Raw genomic sequence first — 17607 nt, forward strand, 5'->3', positions numbered from 1 at the left:
TTCCCATGGATCCATTCACAAAACCGCATGGTGAGGTGCTGACAGACAGTGTCAAGCCATCTGAAGAAACACAAGAAGAAATGATTATTCGTCTTATTAAAGAAAACGCATCAAATATTGAAATCTATCGAACGGGCCAACGGTACTACGATAACCATCCGGATATCATAGATGAGCAAAAACCCACAGACCATGAAGGGAACTTTGATCCCTTAAAGCCGGACTGGCGGTTCGACCACAATCCCCATGCTAATCTGGTAGACCAGAAAGTGGGCTACATCGCAGGAGAGTCCCCCAACTATCAACATAAAGACGAAACGGTCATGGCAACCATTGAGAAGCATCTTGACTATGATTTTGATGATGACCTAAACGACATTCTCACTGCTGCTTCTAATAAAGGGGTTGAGTGGGTGCATCCATACGTGGATGAAGAAGGTGACTTCAAGATGCTGGAGATTCCAGCTGAGCAGATTATCCCCATTTGGCAAGACCGCAAGCAGCGTGTGCTTAATGCTGTCATCCGTCATTACACGGTGAGGAATGAATACCGGGTCGAGTACTGGACGGCTGATGATGTGACTTACTATCTCTATGTAGATAGTGGCTTGGAGCTTGCCTGGTATCATGGCATGAACGAGGACAACCCAACAACGCATCTAGATGGTGAGAGTTGGGGCAGAGTACCGTTTATACCATTCAAGAACAACAGTGACTCCACAAGCGATATATGGCGCTATAAGACATTTATTGATGCAATGAACCGACGGTCCTCTGACACACAGAACATGTTTGATGAATCGACTGAGCTTATCTACATTCTTAAAGGTTATGAAGGCACAGACTTATCGGAGTTTATGAAGAACCTGAAGTACTACAAAGCCATCAACGTGGACAGTGAAGGCGGCGTTGAAACAATACGCGTAGAGGTGCCCGTGACATCTTCTAATGAATGGCTGGATAAACTGCGCGGCTATATTTATGACTATGGCAGAGGCGTGGATTTCAACCGAAACGAACTCGGCAACAGTCCTTCAGGTATTGCACTACGTTTCTTATATACCGGCCTAGATCTTAAAGCCAAACAGTTGGCACGGAAGACCATCCCGGCCATCAAACAGCTCCTGTGGTTCATATTCGAGTATGAAGGCATTGACAGCAACCTTGCTGAAGAAGTGGATGTCACATTCAACTACAACCGTATGGTCAATGAAAAAGAACAGTCAGAGATTGCATCGACATCTCAGTCTTATCTATCCGAGGAAACAGTCCTGACGCACCATCCTTGGGTGGATGATGTAGAAAAGGAGAAGGAACGCAAGGACACGGAGGGTATCGTGATGGGCGGTGAGGGCGATGGTCCAGAACCAGAATGACATCGATAAGCATATCGACAAACTCATTGCCGAAGCTGAACACGAAGCTGAGAAGATACTAGCTGCCCGTCTGAAACACATCAAACAGTCTTTCGCTGAAATGTTGGATAAGTATCAACACGATGATCCGCATATTACTTGGACGGAATTCAACAAGTACAACCGATTCAAAAAGGAGCTGCAGCGCATTGAAGAGCTTCTGCAGGATGACTACAGCGAAATCGTCAACCTGATTGTGTTCAGTCAGACAAAGATTTACTTGGACAACTATATGCGCCATATGTATCTATTCGAGTATTCTAGTGGTATTCAGATGAGTTTTACGGTGCCATCGACTGAGCAGATTAAGAAAGCACTGGAGCAGCCGATCGAATTGATTAAGCTGGCACCGACGTTTCAAAGACATCGTAAACAGGTCATTCAGAAGCTCCAGGGGCATATTGGAGAGGGCATCCTGGCAGGCAATAGCTACAACCAGATAGCAAACCGCATCAACCAGGATGTCGGACTGAGCATGCGACAGGCTCGAATGGTGGCACGTACAGAAGGTCATCGGGCACAAACGCAATCCGCAGATGATGCAGCAGATAAAGCGCGTTCCTTCGGCGCTCGTATCAAAGGCTACTGGGATGCAACGCTTGACCGCAGAACCCGAGCATCGCACCAGAAGATGGACGGCAAGTCAGAAAATGAGACCGGCATGTTTAAAGTCGGCTTATCCGTTGGACCGTCTCCCGGGAATCTGGTAGGTGTGGACAGTGCCAAGCAGAATATCAATTGCAGATGTAAGAAGTTATATAAGGTCAATGGACAGTTACCCTCTGTCAGACGGGCAAGGAATGATGATGGTAGTACAAGCCTGATACCTTATCAAACGTATGAAGAGTGGGCTAAATCTAAAGGAGTGGATGACTGATGGCAAAGTACAGAAAGAAACCAGTGGAGGTTGAGGCCATGAAGTTCACCGATAAAGACAAAGATAGAGTATTCATGTGGATGTATTACGACCCTTATATAAGCCTCAATGCAACATACGAAGACGGCAAGCCTGTTTTAAAAATAAGGACGCGAGAAGGTATTATGACCGCTTGCGAAGGCGATTATATTATCAAAGAACCGAGTCCCACGGAAAATAGACGATTCTATCCTTGCAAACCCGACATCTTCCATGCGACATATGAGCTGGTCGAATGAACATCTCAGTCGATTTAAAACAGATAAGACCGAATGTATATGTTATCAAGAACCCATTTACAGGTGCTCTAATGATTGTAAGGAGGTAGTCAGCATGGGAAGTGTTAAGGGGTTAAACATAGCCATATTCGCATTCTTTGGTTTAACATCAATTCTTTTCTCCATTGCACATTTCGGCACGGAAGACCCTGTTAGAGGCACAGCATATGCTGTGTTCACAGTACTGAGCATCTTGCTGACTATTCGTGAGATAAAGCTGTGGAAGAAAGAGCGCAATTCAAGAAGGTTCTAGGAGGTCAATTATGGATAAATCAGAACGCTACTTGAAAGACATTGCCAAGTCACTACAAGCTGTTGAGAAGAATACAGCGGAGATTGCTCGAGAACTCAAAAAGCAAGGACGAAAACCAACCATCGATGAGAGAACAACGGAGATTGCAGATGCGATTAAGAGTCGACAAATAGACCACCGAAGGGAGTGATGCCAAGTGATTAATTTCAGTTGTAAACATTAACGAGGAGGTGATCTCCCATGATGATAAGAGTGGGAATATCTTGATGGCACTACACCGTGCTTAACGTTTATCCAGTCGGGTAAGCGTATTTATTTTGCCCAAACTACTCATGGCGTTAAAAGGTGTATAACTCGTGCTGGATTAGACCAGTGTTAATAAAAAATGTGAGGATTGATTTATATATGAAAAGGCAATTTTTGAGAGATTTAGGCGTTGACGAGGAGCATATCCCGAAGATTATTGATGAGCATCACGACACGGTGAGGGAGTATAAGGAGTCTGCAAGTAAAGCAGATGACCTACAATCCCAACTCGATACAGCGAATGAAGAAATCACTGAACGGGATAATCAAATCGAACAGCTTAAAAACTCGACTGACAACGAAGAACTTCAGAAGAAACTGAACGAGTACGAAACTTCTAACGCAGACTACGAAAACAAACTGAAGCAAGTACAACTGGACAGCGCCATCAAATTGGCAGTAGCCAAAGAGGCGAATGATCCATCCGACGTACTGGCATTCATCGACAAAGACGGCTTGGAAGTCGCAGAAGACGGTACTATCAAAGGGTTGGATGATAAGTTGTCCACACTCAAAGAGAATAAACCGTACCTGTTCCAAGCGCAGAAGAAGACAGGCAGGACACCACAAGAGGGTGGGCCTGCACCAAGCATCACGAAAGAGGACTTTGACAAGATGTCCTACACGGAAAAGAATGACCTCTACAACAATAACAAACAGCTTTACGACGAATTTACCAAATAATATTAATGGAGATGATTGAATATGGCTCAAACACAAGCTGCAAACCTAGTAAATCCACAGGTAATGGCAGATGCAATTTCCGCAGAACTGCCTAACAAAATCAAGTTTTCACCTTTCGCATCCGTAGATAACACACTCGTAGGCCGTGGTGGCGACACAATCACTCGTCCGAAGTATGCTTACATCGGCGCCGCCGAAGACCTCACTGAAGGCGTACCAATGGACCCGACAGCAATGAGCATGACGACTACACAGGTCACTGTCAAAGAAGCTGGTAAAGCGGTAGAGGTTACTGAAACAGCCATCCTTACTAATGTGGATGGCACACTTTCAGAAGCACAGGCGCAACTCGCTAAAGCGATGGCGGACAAAATCGACATCGACTATGTAGCGGCGCTCGCTGGTACAGCACAGTCCTTCGATGGCGCACCGAACACGGTTGAATCCGTACTGGGCGCACTGAAGACTTTCGGTGATGAAGATGCAGAGGATTATGTTCTCTTCATGAATCCATCCGACTACTACGACCTCATCCAAAGCCTGTTCACCGCTGGCGGTTCCGTACAGGACAGAGCGCTCACTAAAGGTCAAGTATCCGAAATTGTCGGCGTAACTTCCATCGTGACATCCAACCGCATCACAGCTGGAGAAGCCTACCTCCAAAAGCAAGGCGCTGTGGAAATCGTCTACAAGAAACAACCTGAAATCAACGTTGACCCGGACATCCTCGCACGTACAGTTGTGCTTGCAGGTAACGAGTTCTACGCTGTCAACCTCAAGAATGACAATGGTGTTGTAAAAATCGCTTCAGCAGGCGTCTAAGGGGGCTGGTATAGATGATGCTACGCAGACACAGAAGGAAGGGGCAGACGAAACAGTCTGACCTCTCTCCTAAACAACAACTCGACGACATGAAAGTATCCGAACTCAAAGACCTTGCTAAAGAAAAGGGTGTCGAAGGCTATTCTGAAATGAAGAAGCCGGAACTGATCGAAGCACTCCAGGAATAGGAGGTGCAGTAAATGGATGCAACGAAAGTAAAAGCAATCAATAAGTGGGATATCGCGGACACATCAAAAGATATGCACATCGAAACGCTTATCCCACACTATCAGGGCATGGCAGAAGAGTATTGCAATCGGACATTTAGCCCACAGCTGCCATTTAAAGTGGAGCAATACATTGCCAAGTCCATCGCACGGGATTTCACGCAACAGCAGGGCATCTCTAGCCGTTCTATGGGCTCGGTCAGTTATAGCTATGATGCTGACACTGATGAGAAGCTGAATGCGATCATTAAACCGCTGCGTAAGCTGAATTGGGGTGGCGCACATGTTCATGAGTGAATTCCCACATGAGATCAGCATCATCACTCGAAAGACGATTCAATCTGGCTCCTATCCGTTTAAGGAAGAAGTCGTGGAGACGGTAATTATGGTCAACGGCTTCATGGACACGCCTTCTACATCTGAAAGGCTAACCTTCCATAATATGCAGAAACAGCTCACACGGGCGCTCTATGTGCCGTACAGGGTGAAGCCCAAGCACACCGACATCATCATGCATGATGGGAAAGAGTACGAAATCATCGGCGATGTCGAAGACCAGGGTGGACAGCATGAAGTCAATCGGATTCCACTGAAAGAGGTGGACGAATGAAGAATTTAGCAAGAGCTTTGCAAGCCTACAACGATGAAACGATCGAGAAGGTTCAAAGAGGTGTTACTGAGACCGCTGTATTACTCGATACGGAAGCAAGCAGTCGTGTAGCAGTCGATACTGGTATGACAAAGAACTCCATACAGTCTGACATCGGCGGCTTGGAAGCGACAGTTAGTGTTGGTACGTATTGGGCAGTTTTCCTGGAGTTTGGGACTGGCATCTACGCTACAGGCCCTGGTGGCTCTAGAGCAAAGAAGATCCCGTGGACCTATAAAGGGGATGACGGCAAGTGGTACACGACTTATGGCATGGTCGCCCAGCCATTCTGGTTCCCTGCCATAGATGTCGCGAGAAGATACTTCAAAAATTACTTTAGTTAGGAGGAGATTGGATGAACTGGGTGAGTGCTCATGAGGAACTATATAACGGCTTATTCAATACGGTCCTGCAGTCGCCTCTGATGGCTAAAGTGAAGGGTGTCGAGGATGGCGTGAAGAAGGAACTCGTGACACCGTACATCGTCATCGGTGAGACGAATGTCACTGAAGAGGTAACTTCCACATCCATGCGTGAGGATATTGCCGTACAGATGCACGTCTATGCAGACGGTAAGCCGGAATGCCGGGAGCTGATGAAGTGGCTGAAGTTCTACACCCGTGTAAAGATTCCGATGGCGCATTATGAAGTCGAGAAAATCAGATTAAGCAATGAGCAGGTGATGACGGACATTGACCAGTACACATCTCATGGTGTGTTGCGCTTGGTCTATACAGTCCGACATCATGTGTTATACAGAAACGAAAAATAAGGAGATGAAGTGAATGGCTAACAATTATGCAGTACTGGTACAGCCTGCCAATTCAGAGTTGGGCGCTGAAGGAATAGTAGTTGGCGACATTACAGAAGGCGGTCACACGATTACAAATGAGGTTGTTGATAAAATCAGAGGTGGTAAAACAGATCGTGACTACGGCGCACATGCTGAAGAAGTCACATTTACTGCCAATCGTGTAGAAGGCGACGTAGGGCAAGAAGCCTTAGATGACGCCATCCGAAACAAAGAGCAGATTAAGATATGGCTCATTGACAAACGCGTGAAAGAAGTGACGATTGATGCAGCTCAGGTAGATGGACATGATGCCGTATTCGGCTACTCTGTTGTTTCTGAAATCAGCAAGTCATTTGACGATGAAGAAGATACCATCGAGCACACACTGGCTATTAAAGTCGAGACGGCTAAAGGTGCACTGCCGAAGCTACCGGATGCGGTACTGAATCCATCTACAGCCGCAATAGACTTCGAAGCACCAGGTGAATTCACAGGCTCACTCGAGAATAGAGATAACGCATCATCAGGAGTATAAAGCACACCGGACGGGCAATCGCTCGTCCTTTTTATTTATCTATTTTATCTATAAAGGAGCAATTACATTATGACTGAATCCATTAAAGAACTTGTGATCAAAGATCAACAGGTAGAAGCGAAGGGCTCATTCCTTTTCGGAGAGCGTGCCAAAGAATATGCGACGAAAGACAAGGACGGCAACGAAACGCCCGGTATCAATGCCATCTATCTTGGACTGGTGCAACGCCGTACGGATGCACTGCTGAACTTCTGGGACTGCGCCACGGCTCATGTAACCCGCTTTAAAAAAGGTGACATTCAAAAAGCGTTGGGCGAAATCATCGATGAGAAAGAAGATACGATCGAGCTCATCCGGGGTGCCATCGAAACCCTAGAAAACTCTGGTTATTTCAAGCAGGAAATCAGGGGGTTTTGGCTGAACGTGAGGCAGAGCTACAAACAGGCGAAGCCGGAAGATGGCCAGACGAAGGAAGAAGCGAAAGAGGCGGCCAAGGAGAGCGCTCAGTCTCTCGTGGACATGTACGAAGCAGTGATGGATCCAGCGAAGGAAGAAGAAGCAATGAAGTAATTGACATGGATTATGTCTTTGCCACCACCCAGCGCATGCTTGGCTATATTCCAGAACACGAAATATGGCAGATGACACCCCGGTATTGGCGCAATTTAATTAAAGGCGCCAGACACCGGCGATTGGACACTCTTGAGGACGGATTGTTCACTGCCAACGCAATGGCTCGGATGAACAACGGCGCCAATGTGAAGCCGCAAAAACGATATATCGAAGAACAGCGTGAGCTCATCGATAAAGACAAGGAGCAGGTTAAGTACGAAAAGTGGGTGGATAAGCATCGACGCAAGCATATCCGCAAGAAGCAAGTTGCAGAAATGGACGAATGGCTCAAAACAGTCAATAAAAATAGATAAATAAAAAGGGGTGAGCAGATGGATGATGTGCAGAGCTTTGTAGCGCGCATATATGCGAATATCCGTAACTTCGAGCGGAACATCAATAAAGCGGCAGCCCAGGCGAATAAAGTGCCGGATGAAATCAATACGGATGTGGATGCAAACATCTCCAAGTTCCGTCGTGGCTTGCTGCAAGCAGAAGCACTCTCAAAAGCATTTGAACGGAGGATAGTCACCAGAAAGATAAAAGCAGATGTGGACCATTTCAGTTTCCGTCGTGCGTACCATGCCATACAGAAGAATTTTACGGATCCATTTAACAGGCGAATGGGTGAGCTGGCCACTAACATCCGGTCAGTCGCGACTGTCATGGCGAATGTCTTTAAAGGTGCGTTGTTCGCATCACTGGCGGCAGGTATTCCGATCATAGCTGGATTGACGTCAGCCGTTATGGCACTGGGCGTTGCGCTTGGTACTGTCACAGGGGGCCTCCTGGCACTGGTTGGAGCATTCGCAATAGCTGGCGCAGGTGGTTTGGCCTTTGGAGGCATTGTTGCCACAGTGCTCAAACGATACAACGATGAGGCATTTCGGGCGACAGACGCATCAAAACGATTTACATCAGCGTTAGATGGCATTAAATCCACATGGAGCGATATAGTCGATGCGCATATGGATGCGACCTTTGACATCATGTCGAATGCGATTAACGGCGCTAACAGTGCATTGCAGCAGATGCGCCCATTCATTGACGGAGTGGTCGATTCCATCTCTGGCATGTCAAAGGAGTTTCAAAACTTCTTGGACAAATCACCGACAATGACACGGTTCTTTGACAATCTGAATTCAACAGGCGTTCGGGTATTCGAAAATATCATGCGAGCGGCCGGTCAATTTGGCAAGGGCTTAATCGACATGATGAACGCTGCCATGCCATTGATTGATTGGGTTGCACAAGGATTTAATAACCTAGGCGAGCAGTTTGCGAACTGGGCCGCTAAAATGGCTGAAACGAACGGCTTCCACGACTTTACGAATTATGTGATGGAGAACATGCCGAAAATTGGACGCATCTTTGGCAATACATTCCTCGGCATCATTGACCTATTCGCTGCATTCGGCGCAAACAGCAGTCATGTATTTGATGGCTTGGAGCGTATGACGCAACGCTTTAGAGAATGGGCAGCTGAGTTATCCAATAACAGAGCCTTCCAAAACTTTGTCGAGTACATTGAGCGAACCGGGCCGGTAGTCGTCGATTTAATCGGCAATATCATCGGAACACTGGTCAACCTCGGTATTGCCATGGCGCCGCTTGGTGAAGCTGTACTTAACGTAGCTAATGAAATATTCAAGTTTACGAAAGAGTTGCTGGCGAATCATCCGGTAGTTGGCCTACTTATCGGTGTCATTACAACATTGGCTGGCGTATTTATGATGGCCGTGCCAGCTGCAATGGCAATATGGACCGGTATTCAAGCGCTCACTGGCGTATTCAGTGCAGTGACTTTGAAAGTATTTGCCGTGATATCTGTATTCGCGACATTAGTCGGCTCATTTATATGGCTATGGCAGACCAACGAAGAATTCAGGAACAGAGTCGTCAATATCTGGAACCAAGTCAAAGAACATATCTCCAACGCCATAACGGCAGTGAGTAACTTCATCATGTCCGTATGGGGCATGCTGGTCGCTTGGTGGGATGCGAATCAACAGAACATCCTAACGATAGTCACAGGTGTATGGAACGCTGTCCTGACGGTTGTGCAGTACGTGATGGACACGCTGGTACCAGTTATCGTGAACGCTTGGAATTTCATTAAAAACACCATTTTCACAGTGCTTGGCTTCATTTTGGATATCGTCTCCACAGTGATTACTGCAGTTGCGAACTTCTGGACGAATAACCATGAAACAATTGTCAATGTGGCAATGCGAGTGTGGGACATCATACTCAATACGATCGTTACAGTGGTCACAGCGATATATAACATCGTCTCAACCATTGTCGGTGCAGTCGTTGCGTTCTGGCAAGCGAACCATGAAACAATCATTGCTGTCGCCAGCATGGTGTGGGAGGCCGTTTGGGGCCTTATCTCCACAGTAGTTGGTGCTATCTGGAATACTGTTTCAAGCATCTTCGGAAAAGTTCGCGAGTTTTGGAGTAACAACAGTGAGCAGATTATGCAGATTACGAGCGTAGTATTCCCTGCAGTACTTACAATCATCGGTGGCGTCCTCGGTGGCATCATTGCCGTTGTAACAGCCGGACTGCATGTCATCACAGGCGCTTTCGAAGTCGCTTGGGCGTTGATCTCAAACGTCGTGCAAATTGCAGTTACGTTGATACTTGGCATCATTGAGCTCTTTATCAATGTGGTAACTGGTCAATGGACAGCAGCATGGGAAGGCATCAGAGCAACGACTGAAGAAATATTTGGCTCTATCGGAGAAACCGTCGGTACGGTGCTCGGCGCCATTGGTGAAACAGTTGGAAAAGTATTCGGATTCATCGGTGATACGCTAGGTCTTGCAAGCAGTGACACAAGTGCCAAAACATCTGAGATGGCCAACAGTGTCAGCACGAACACAAGTACAATGAGCGCCAATGCTACGAACAATACAAGCAGCATGGCTTCTGGTGTCAACAGTAATACCAGTGCGATGGCGAGTAATTCGGCATTTGATTTCGAGAGCTTGATGTCTTCAGGTACAACGAATGCAGCAGCGCTCAACACTGGCGTCACCAGCGAAACAGGCTACATGCGTGACCATGCGACGCAGGACATCAGCGGCATGAATCAGATGGGTTCTGCAGACATGGAGAGCCTCCACAGTACAGGCTCAACAGAAGCCTCTGGCTTGAGCAGTGACTTTACAGCGGCCATTCAAGAAATGTCCAGCGGCTCCACAGCAGAGACAGCGAATATGGATGCCATAATGAGCGGCGACTTCGAAAGTTTGGCCAGTACGGGCAGTAGCGAAACGGCCGGATTGAGTAGTGATGTGCTAAGTGAGTTTGAAGGAATGAGTAGTGGCTCCATGTCTGAACTCGACAGTCTCCTCAGTAATTCAAACAGTAACTTTGCTGATATCAGCAGCACAGGTACATCCGAAACTTCCAGTATGAATAAAGCAGCTACGCAGAGTTACAGACAGATGCAAGTAGCCGGTACAAACAGTATGCAAGCGATGTCTCAGGCTACGAGTGCCGGTATGAGTCAGATGGTCGCCGCAACGAATTCAGGCATGAACGCTATGGTCAGTAGCATCACAAGTGGCGGTGCCCGTGCAGTCGCGAGCATTCAGTCCACGATGTCACGGTCTATCGCGACAATCCGGGGCAGTTACGGCGGCTTTTACAGCGCAGGCGCATACACAATGGGCGGCTATAGAGCCGGTCTGCAAAGTCAGGCAGGGTCTGTATATGCGACCGCAAGAGGCATTGCCAACAGAGCGGCTGCTACCATCCGGAGCGCACTGAAAATTAAGTCACCATCCCGTGTAACCATGGCAATGGGTGAATATACAGCCCAGGGCTTGGCAATTGGTATCGGCAATGAATCTGGAAGAGTCGTCAATGAAATACTCAGGATGACTGATAAGATGCAGAATGCGTACCAGCCAGAGTTTGATCCTATTGGATTCGATGTGGATGGTAAAGACTTAAACAATAGCATTACGGCGATTGGCGATGCGGAAATCAAGCATGACTTGGAGAATGGTCTGGATGTCAAACAGTCCGCCAATATCCGGTTTAGTCTTGGTGATAAAGAATACAGAGGATTTGTCGAGGATATCAATGATGAATCTGTCCGTGTCACCAATCTCGAAGAGTCATATCTAGGAGGTGTGTATGAATGATAGAGTTTGAACTGCCAGGAGAACGAACGGGAGGGCTACATCTCCCGTCTCCTCATCAGTTGATTGTAGAAGGTACGAACATTGACGAGACGCTAAGCGACATCAACTGCATTGTAGAAACGACAAACGTCACTGGCCGTCAGTTGAACAGTTACGACATTCAGACATCCACACCAGCTGGATATGATGGGCTGATGGTGCTCAGTAAGCGCATGGCGTCTAAAACCATCAGTGTGACGGTCGAAATCGATGCAGTTGATACAAGTGTCCTCAAAGAAAAACTGAGCGCCTTGAATGGCTTGCTGAAGCATGCAAAGCATATCCGATTCAGTGATGAAGCGAACTTAACCTACTATGTGGTGTATGAAGGTGGCTCGATACCAGATGATGAAGCTGAAAAACAGTCATTCGTCTTGGATTTCCTATGGCACGATCCATTGAAATATCGGGATGAGCACACAATCAACTATACTAGCGCTCAAATACTTTCTATAGAGTCTTCTGAACCTGTCCAACCCTATATCGAAATCAAATTTGATACAGGTATCAAGGAGTGGAGTTTGAGGAATACGACAACTGACTTGAATATCAACTATTCTCATGAGAACGTTTCTTCTGTGTATCGTCTGTATTTGGAAGACCAGACATTGACCAAGAATGTGACAGAGACGGATGCAATGGACGGTTTGAATATAGAAAGCGATATGGAAGAATTCACAGTGAAGACAGGGGACCAACTGGTCGTCACACCGACGCCTGCAAGTATCACCATCAAGTATAGAGGTGTGAGCCTATGATTTATCTATTCGACAGACAGAAAAAGCTACAGAAGATTATACCGAAGAAGCACTTGCTATCCGCAATTCAAACAGTGGAGCTCAATGGACTGTATCAGTTGTCCGTTGAAGTTCCTCTTTTTTATGAAACGAAAGAGGGTACGCAGTACAATCACAAGAAGAATATAGAACGGGCATGGTTTGCAGGGCACTATGACCGACATAAACGGTTCCAATTGTATAAAATCCACGCTCGAAAAGTAAGGGCGGATAACAAACGCATACTGCTATTTGATGGCGTGCATATCTTCTTCGATGAAGCCAAGGCAATGGGCAACATACATGATAGACGCTTCAGGGATTACGATATAAAGCCCGTGGCAGATGCCGCTTTCAATCCGATTGGGTGGTATGTAAAAGACTATGATGTAACGGGTACCGCAGATATCAACTTTTATCGAGACAGTGTTGCCAATGCCCGCAGCTTAATCATCGAGAAATTCGGGGTCGAGTTTGACTACGGCCTGACATTTGATGGACGCAAAATCATTAGCAAAGATCTGTACATTAAAAAACGCCTTGGCAAATGGACGGGTAAGCGATTTGCTTATGGCACTAACTTGTTGAACCTGACGCAAGAGCAAGACGAATCGGAAGTCTATACCGCAGCAGTCGGACGGGGACGTGGTGAAGAAGCTGGTGACGGTTTCGGTCCACGTCTTGAATTCGGCGACATCGAATGGTCGAAAGATGGCATCACAAGTCCGGTCGGGCAAAATTGGATAGAGATTCCATCAGCTACTGCAGAATATGGCTATTTTGAAAACGGCGAGATTCATCCTCGTGTAATGCCAGAAGTCATTTTTGAGAATGTAGAGAATAAGCAACTGCTTGCTGATTCAACCTATCAATGGCTCCTTGAAAACTGTGTACCGAAAGCAACATGGAAGACTGATGTTGCCAGAGTAGGGGCGCATGACCTTGGTGATAGTGTTGGTGTGATTTATAAGCAAGCTGACATCATCAAAAAGGCGCGCATACACAAAATAGAGAATAACCTACTCGATGACAACCTCAGTAAAATCACTTTAGGCGACTATCAGCATTTCAAGACTGACCGTCGGCAGCAAAATATTACTGCTCAGATCAAACGGAATCAGAGTGATACGCAAAGCTACATCACACAACTCAAAAATGACTTTGATGCCCGGTATGATGCCCAGACGACAGCCATAGAGAACGCCTATCAGCAAGCCGTCATCGACGCCAAAGCGGAAACACAAGCGGCTGAACAGCGGATGAGTACGGCACTGAATGAGCAGAAGACGACGCTGGAAGGACAAATATCCACGGTGAGAACTGGCGCAATAAATGCGGCAAACGACTATTCCGACGATGTGGAAAACAGGCTGAACACCTCAATCTCCACTCAAAGAACGGAAATTGAATCGGCTATCAGTACAGCGAAGACAGACGCCATCTCTCAAGCGGAATCAGATGCCGCTCAAAAGGCGGGCGCTGTGCAGGATGACCTCGAGACTTATAAGCAGACCTCACAGCAACGGCTTGAAACGCTGGCCGGTGGTGATGTTGAAACGGTCACTAAGAATCTCCGGGAAGTCATCAGTGACTTGAAGAGTAAGGTCGGGAGTATTGAGTTCGGTGAGACGAAGGAGAGCCTTCAACAACAGTTGGATGCGGCGAAAGCTGAACTGGATGGATTGGAAGTTGGTGGGCGGAATTTACTGGTTGGCAGTAAAAGCATTTATTTAGAATCAAGTGATAATTCAGATGTAACCGAAAGGTATTACGATGAAGAAAACAAAATGTCTGTTACCGAAATAACAGCGGACACCCCTAGATTCAACGCATATCATTGGATTCAATCCGATATGAGCATGCCTGACATCATATTTGAAGAAATTCAAAAAGGTATACCTTATATATTGTCTTTTGATATTCGTACTACGGTGGAAAACGGTGTTCGATTGAGATTCGACACAAGAACGCCTGACGGAGCATTGTATAGCGAAGATAATGCAATTTATCCTAGCGATGGATGGCAAAGACATTCGACACTTAAAGTGGAGGGTGGCTCACGTGGTATACAAACAAGAAGTTTATTAGTTTTATCATCATTAGATGGCGCATTACTTGGAGATAAAGTTGAGATAAGAAATTTACAATTAGAACAAGGGAATAAAGCGACTCCTTACGAACCCGCCCCCGAAGACACCGAAGCGAAAATCACAACGTTGAATCAACAAATCGAATATATTGATGGACAACTTGAAGCGAAACTCAATCGAACAGAAATCGAACCTATCCAGAATAAAATCACAGAGTATGGTACAACGTTAGATGCCAATGCAGAATCTATCGGATTGTTACAAGATAAAACTCAATTGCATGATGATGATATTGAACAGTGGAGCAATCAAGCGACATCAACAGCAGAAGAAGTCAGTAGAATCCTCACGCATAACAGTGAACAGGATGATTTAATTACATCAGTCACTAATGAATCGAGAGAAACAGCAGAGGGATTAGAACGTGTCATCAGTAGAGTATCAGAAACTGAATCAGATATATCTACTGCAAAAGTTGACATCATTGCAAATGCAGATTTAATCGGCGCAACGATGACAAGGGTAGATAAAAATGACCGAGCAATTGGTGAATTTCAAGCTACGGCAGATGGATTGAAAGCGGATTTTGCACGATACCAATCTGATTTTGGTGATGACATGAGTGCTATACAGTCACAAGTTGCATCATATGAAGCAAATGTGGATGGATTTAGGACTGAGGTTGTCACATTGCAAGGAGATATTGATGATGCGGATAGTTGGATGGCAGATAAAGGTGCTATTATAGATGGTAATGCGGATGCGATTCGCACGAGGGTGTGGCAGACGGATATAGATGCGATTGAGATTGGTGGAAGGAATTTGTTTCAACAATCTAATTATTCTAAACATCTTCATAACCAAGGTACAATAAACAATTCAGCTACATCAGCTGTAATAAAAGTAGAACCAAATACGACTTATACGATTAGTTATACTGTAACTGAGTCTAATAGATTTGGTATATATCAAGGTGATTTACCGAATGGGGATATCTCAAAACCTTCTCCTAATATCTCTACAGTAATAGGGTATATAAACACAGTTGAGGGTTCAAAAATTAATAGGACTTTTACAACTGGTTCGGTAGGAGAATTCATATTTGTGTACCTAGATTTCGGTAGTGGTTCTGTTAAAGAACCTTATTTAAAACTCGAAAAAGGCAACAAGGCCACAGACTGGACACCCGCACTAGAAGATACAATCCAGTTCACAGATTTCAAGCTGCAATCAGATGGCTTCCTGCTAGGAACCACACACGTCGGCGGTGAAGACTTTGCGACAGCCATTGTCGGGGATGCTACCGGCATGTCGATGATTGCAAACAATGTGGATTTCTCGAACAACATCACCGTGCAGAACCAGATCAAGTCATGGAGCATTGAGTCGGTCAAAGCAGACTTTGCATCAGCAACGATTGATTACCTGACTACGGGTGTTATTAAGAACGCGATGCTCGATTCGGAAGTGGTTTCCGCAGATAAGTTGCTTGTTAATACGGCACTTGTAAACAAGTTGACTGCAAACACAGTCTTTGCTGATGATGTCAAAGCACTCTCCGTTGAAGCCGCTAAAGCAAACTTTGGGGATATCGTCGCAGGAACAGCAGACTTGCAGTTTATCAAAAACAAACACTTGGCTACTGAATCGGTAGATGCGGATAAGCTGAAGGTCAACGCCGCATTGGTCAATAAGTTGGTCGCTGATACAGCGTTTATCAACGAAATTAATACCATGTCCATTGACGCAGCTAAAGCGAATTTTGCATCAGCTACATCTGAGTGGTTTGGTGCGAACATGATTGAGTCAGATTGGCTGAAAGTTGATACAGCGTTATTTAATCGGTTCACATCTGATGTTGGGTTCATTAACAGTCTTACTGCTAAGAGTGCGTTTATTAGTAATTTAAACGCCTTAGACCTGTCGGCACGTCGCATTTACTCACGAAATGGAGCGCACGAACTGAATATTGAGGGCGGGTTCATGACAATTACCCGAGACGATAATGCGAAGATGGATATGAATATTGACGGCATTTCTATGTATAATAGTAATGGCTCGAAAAGATTCAGTATGGACAGTGTATTGGTTACAAGTGCTGCGCTCGGTACATCTAATGCCAACGTGTACTTAGCTCCTATGAGTAACGGCGAAGTGCGTGTCAGCCCATACCCAGACATTCCGGGAGATGGCTTTGTTGACAGTTACAGGTACCTCCCTATCAGAGCAAGCGGATTATATGCAAATTTTTGGAACATAAACTCAGCGTCCACATTGGGAGGGGCGCAACACCTTTACGCTCGACCGTTATCAGGCGGAGAACTACGTATCACGTTAAACGGTCAAACCACGAACTATCAGAATTTAAGAGCTGATGGAGCTATTGTAAATAAAGTAGTTGTGAATAGCCTACATGGTAATAGTAGGCATCTGTTCTTGCAGACTTTAACAGATGGAGAAGTACGCACAACTATCGCAGGAAACACTAGCTACTACATGCCTTTACGGACTGACGGTGTATTTATAGAGGGCGGAAAGATAGGATTCAACAATGACGGTAACTCCTATATTGGAAGTAACAGTGAGGTAAGATTCACTAGCAATAGATTTTATGAAGGGGACTCTACCGCTTATCGAGATATTAGATTTGCCAACTGGCGTGCAATGTCACACGAGAGATATAAGAATAGCATTGAAGAGTGGAATCTTGACGTTCTCGAAATATTCCGCACCGAGTTACAGCTCCACACTTATAAACTAGATTCTGAAAAAGGAACTGAAAAAGACCTGATTCATCAAGGCATTGTCATCAGGGAGAACAGCAACTATGATCTATTTCCATCTGAGTGGCGTGAGGGCGATGGATTCAATGGCAATAAGGTGCTGTGGTGGGCGGTGCAAGGCGTTAAGTTGCTTGCGATAAACGACTATGAAAAAGACTTAAAAATACAGACGCTATTTGAATTGGATAGCGACAAGGACAAGCGGATCAAAGCGTTGGAAAAAGAAGTTAAAATCTTAAAAGAAGCCGTGGCTTAAATGCTTCGGCTTT

At 45.8% G+C, this 17607-nt stretch carries 18 protein-coding genes; all 18 read left to right on the plus strand.

What is annotated here, in order from left to right:
• Positions 1-5 precede the first annotated feature (5 nt).
• Complete coding sequence (locus ABD734_RS05800; RefSeq protein WP_344702320.1) at positions 6-1376, plus strand: phage portal protein; 1371 nt, start codon at positions 6-8, stop codon at positions 1374-1376.
• The gene (locus ABD734_RS05805) at positions 1357-2292 is read left to right on the plus strand and encodes a phage minor head protein (protein ID WP_344702322.1); all 936 of its coding nucleotides are present in this window, start codon (positions 1357-1359) and stop codon (positions 2290-2292) included. Before ABD734_RS05800 ends, ABD734_RS05805 begins: the two co-directional genes overlap by 20 nt.
• Positions 2292-2570 (plus strand): hypothetical protein, encoded by a 279-nt coding sequence (locus ABD734_RS05810; protein ID WP_344702324.1) that lies wholly within the window; start codon positions 2292-2294, stop codon positions 2568-2570. The genes ABD734_RS05805 and ABD734_RS05810 overlap by 1 nt, the downstream gene beginning before the upstream one ends.
• 94 nt (positions 2571-2664) lie before the next feature.
• Positions 2665-2862: a hypothetical protein gene (locus ABD734_RS05815; RefSeq protein ID WP_344702326.1), complete on the plus strand. Its 198-nt coding sequence runs from the start codon at positions 2665-2667 to the stop codon at positions 2860-2862.
• A 10-nt stretch (positions 2863-2872) separates the two neighbouring features.
• The gene (locus ABD734_RS05820; protein WP_344702327.1) at positions 2873-3052 is read left to right on the plus strand and encodes a hypothetical protein; all 180 of its coding nucleotides are present in this window, start codon (positions 2873-2875) and stop codon (positions 3050-3052) included.
• Positions 3053-3267: 215 nt separating this feature from the next.
• Positions 3268-3852 (plus strand): phage scaffolding protein, encoded by a 585-nt coding sequence (locus tag ABD734_RS05825; protein ID WP_344702329.1) that lies wholly within the window; start codon positions 3268-3270, stop codon positions 3850-3852.
• 21 nt (positions 3853-3873) lie between these two features.
• Positions 3874-4674 (plus strand): N4-gp56 family major capsid protein, encoded by an 801-nt coding sequence (locus tag ABD734_RS05830; RefSeq protein ID WP_344702331.1) that lies wholly within the window; start codon positions 3874-3876, stop codon positions 4672-4674.
• Positions 4675-4688: 14 nt separating this feature from the next.
• A complete protein-coding gene (locus ABD734_RS05835) occupies positions 4689-4862 on the plus strand; it encodes a Rho termination factor N-terminal domain-containing protein (RefSeq protein WP_344702333.1) in 174 nt (57 codons plus the stop codon).
• 12 nt (positions 4863-4874) lie between these two features.
• On the plus strand, positions 4875-5198 hold the full coding sequence (locus tag ABD734_RS05840; protein WP_344702335.1) for a phage head-tail connector protein: 324 nt from the start codon (positions 4875-4877) through the stop codon (positions 5196-5198).
• Positions 5191-5511, plus strand: coding sequence for a phage head closure protein (locus ABD734_RS05845; RefSeq protein WP_344702337.1), 321 nt, complete (start codon positions 5191-5193; stop codon positions 5509-5511). Before ABD734_RS05840 ends, ABD734_RS05845 begins: the two co-directional genes overlap by 8 nt.
• On the plus strand, positions 5508-5894 hold the full coding sequence (locus ABD734_RS05850) for an HK97 gp10 family phage protein (RefSeq protein WP_344702339.1): 387 nt from the start codon (positions 5508-5510) through the stop codon (positions 5892-5894). Before ABD734_RS05845 ends, ABD734_RS05850 begins: the two co-directional genes overlap by 4 nt.
• Positions 5895-5905: 11 nt before the next feature.
• The gene (gp17, locus tag ABD734_RS05855; RefSeq protein WP_344702341.1) at positions 5906-6322 is read left to right on the plus strand and encodes a tail completion protein gp17; all 417 of its coding nucleotides are present in this window, start codon (positions 5906-5908) and stop codon (positions 6320-6322) included.
• A 13-nt stretch (positions 6323-6335) separates the two neighbouring features.
• Complete coding sequence (locus ABD734_RS05860) at positions 6336-6878, plus strand: phage tail protein (protein ID WP_344702343.1); 543 nt, start codon at positions 6336-6338, stop codon at positions 6876-6878.
• A 69-nt stretch (positions 6879-6947) separates the two neighbouring features.
• Positions 6948-7448, plus strand: a complete 501-nt coding sequence (locus ABD734_RS05865; RefSeq protein ID WP_344702345.1) for a tail assembly chaperone — start codon at positions 6948-6950, stop codon at positions 7446-7448.
• Between the two features lie 5 nt (positions 7449-7453).
• Positions 7454-7804, plus strand: a complete 351-nt coding sequence (locus ABD734_RS05870) for a hypothetical protein (protein ID WP_344702347.1) — start codon at positions 7454-7456, stop codon at positions 7802-7804.
• Between the two features lie 18 nt (positions 7805-7822).
• On the plus strand, positions 7823-11650 hold the full coding sequence (locus tag ABD734_RS05875) for a hypothetical protein (protein ID WP_344702348.1): 3828 nt from the start codon (positions 7823-7825) through the stop codon (positions 11648-11650).
• Positions 11647-12447, plus strand: a complete 801-nt coding sequence (locus ABD734_RS05880; protein WP_344702350.1) for a distal tail protein Dit — start codon at positions 11647-11649, stop codon at positions 12445-12447. The genes ABD734_RS05875 and ABD734_RS05880 overlap by 4 nt, the downstream gene beginning before the upstream one ends.
• Complete coding sequence (locus tag ABD734_RS05885; RefSeq protein WP_344702352.1) at positions 12444-17594, plus strand: phage tail spike protein; 5151 nt, start codon at positions 12444-12446, stop codon at positions 17592-17594. Before ABD734_RS05880 ends, ABD734_RS05885 begins: the two co-directional genes overlap by 4 nt.
• Positions 17595-17607 lie beyond the last annotated feature (13 nt).

The sequence above is a fragment of the Salinicoccus jeotgali genome, from assembly GCF_039538805.1.
In the GTDB taxonomy this organism is placed as follows: Bacteria; Bacillota; Bacilli; order Staphylococcales; family Salinicoccaceae; genus Salinicoccus; species Salinicoccus jeotgali.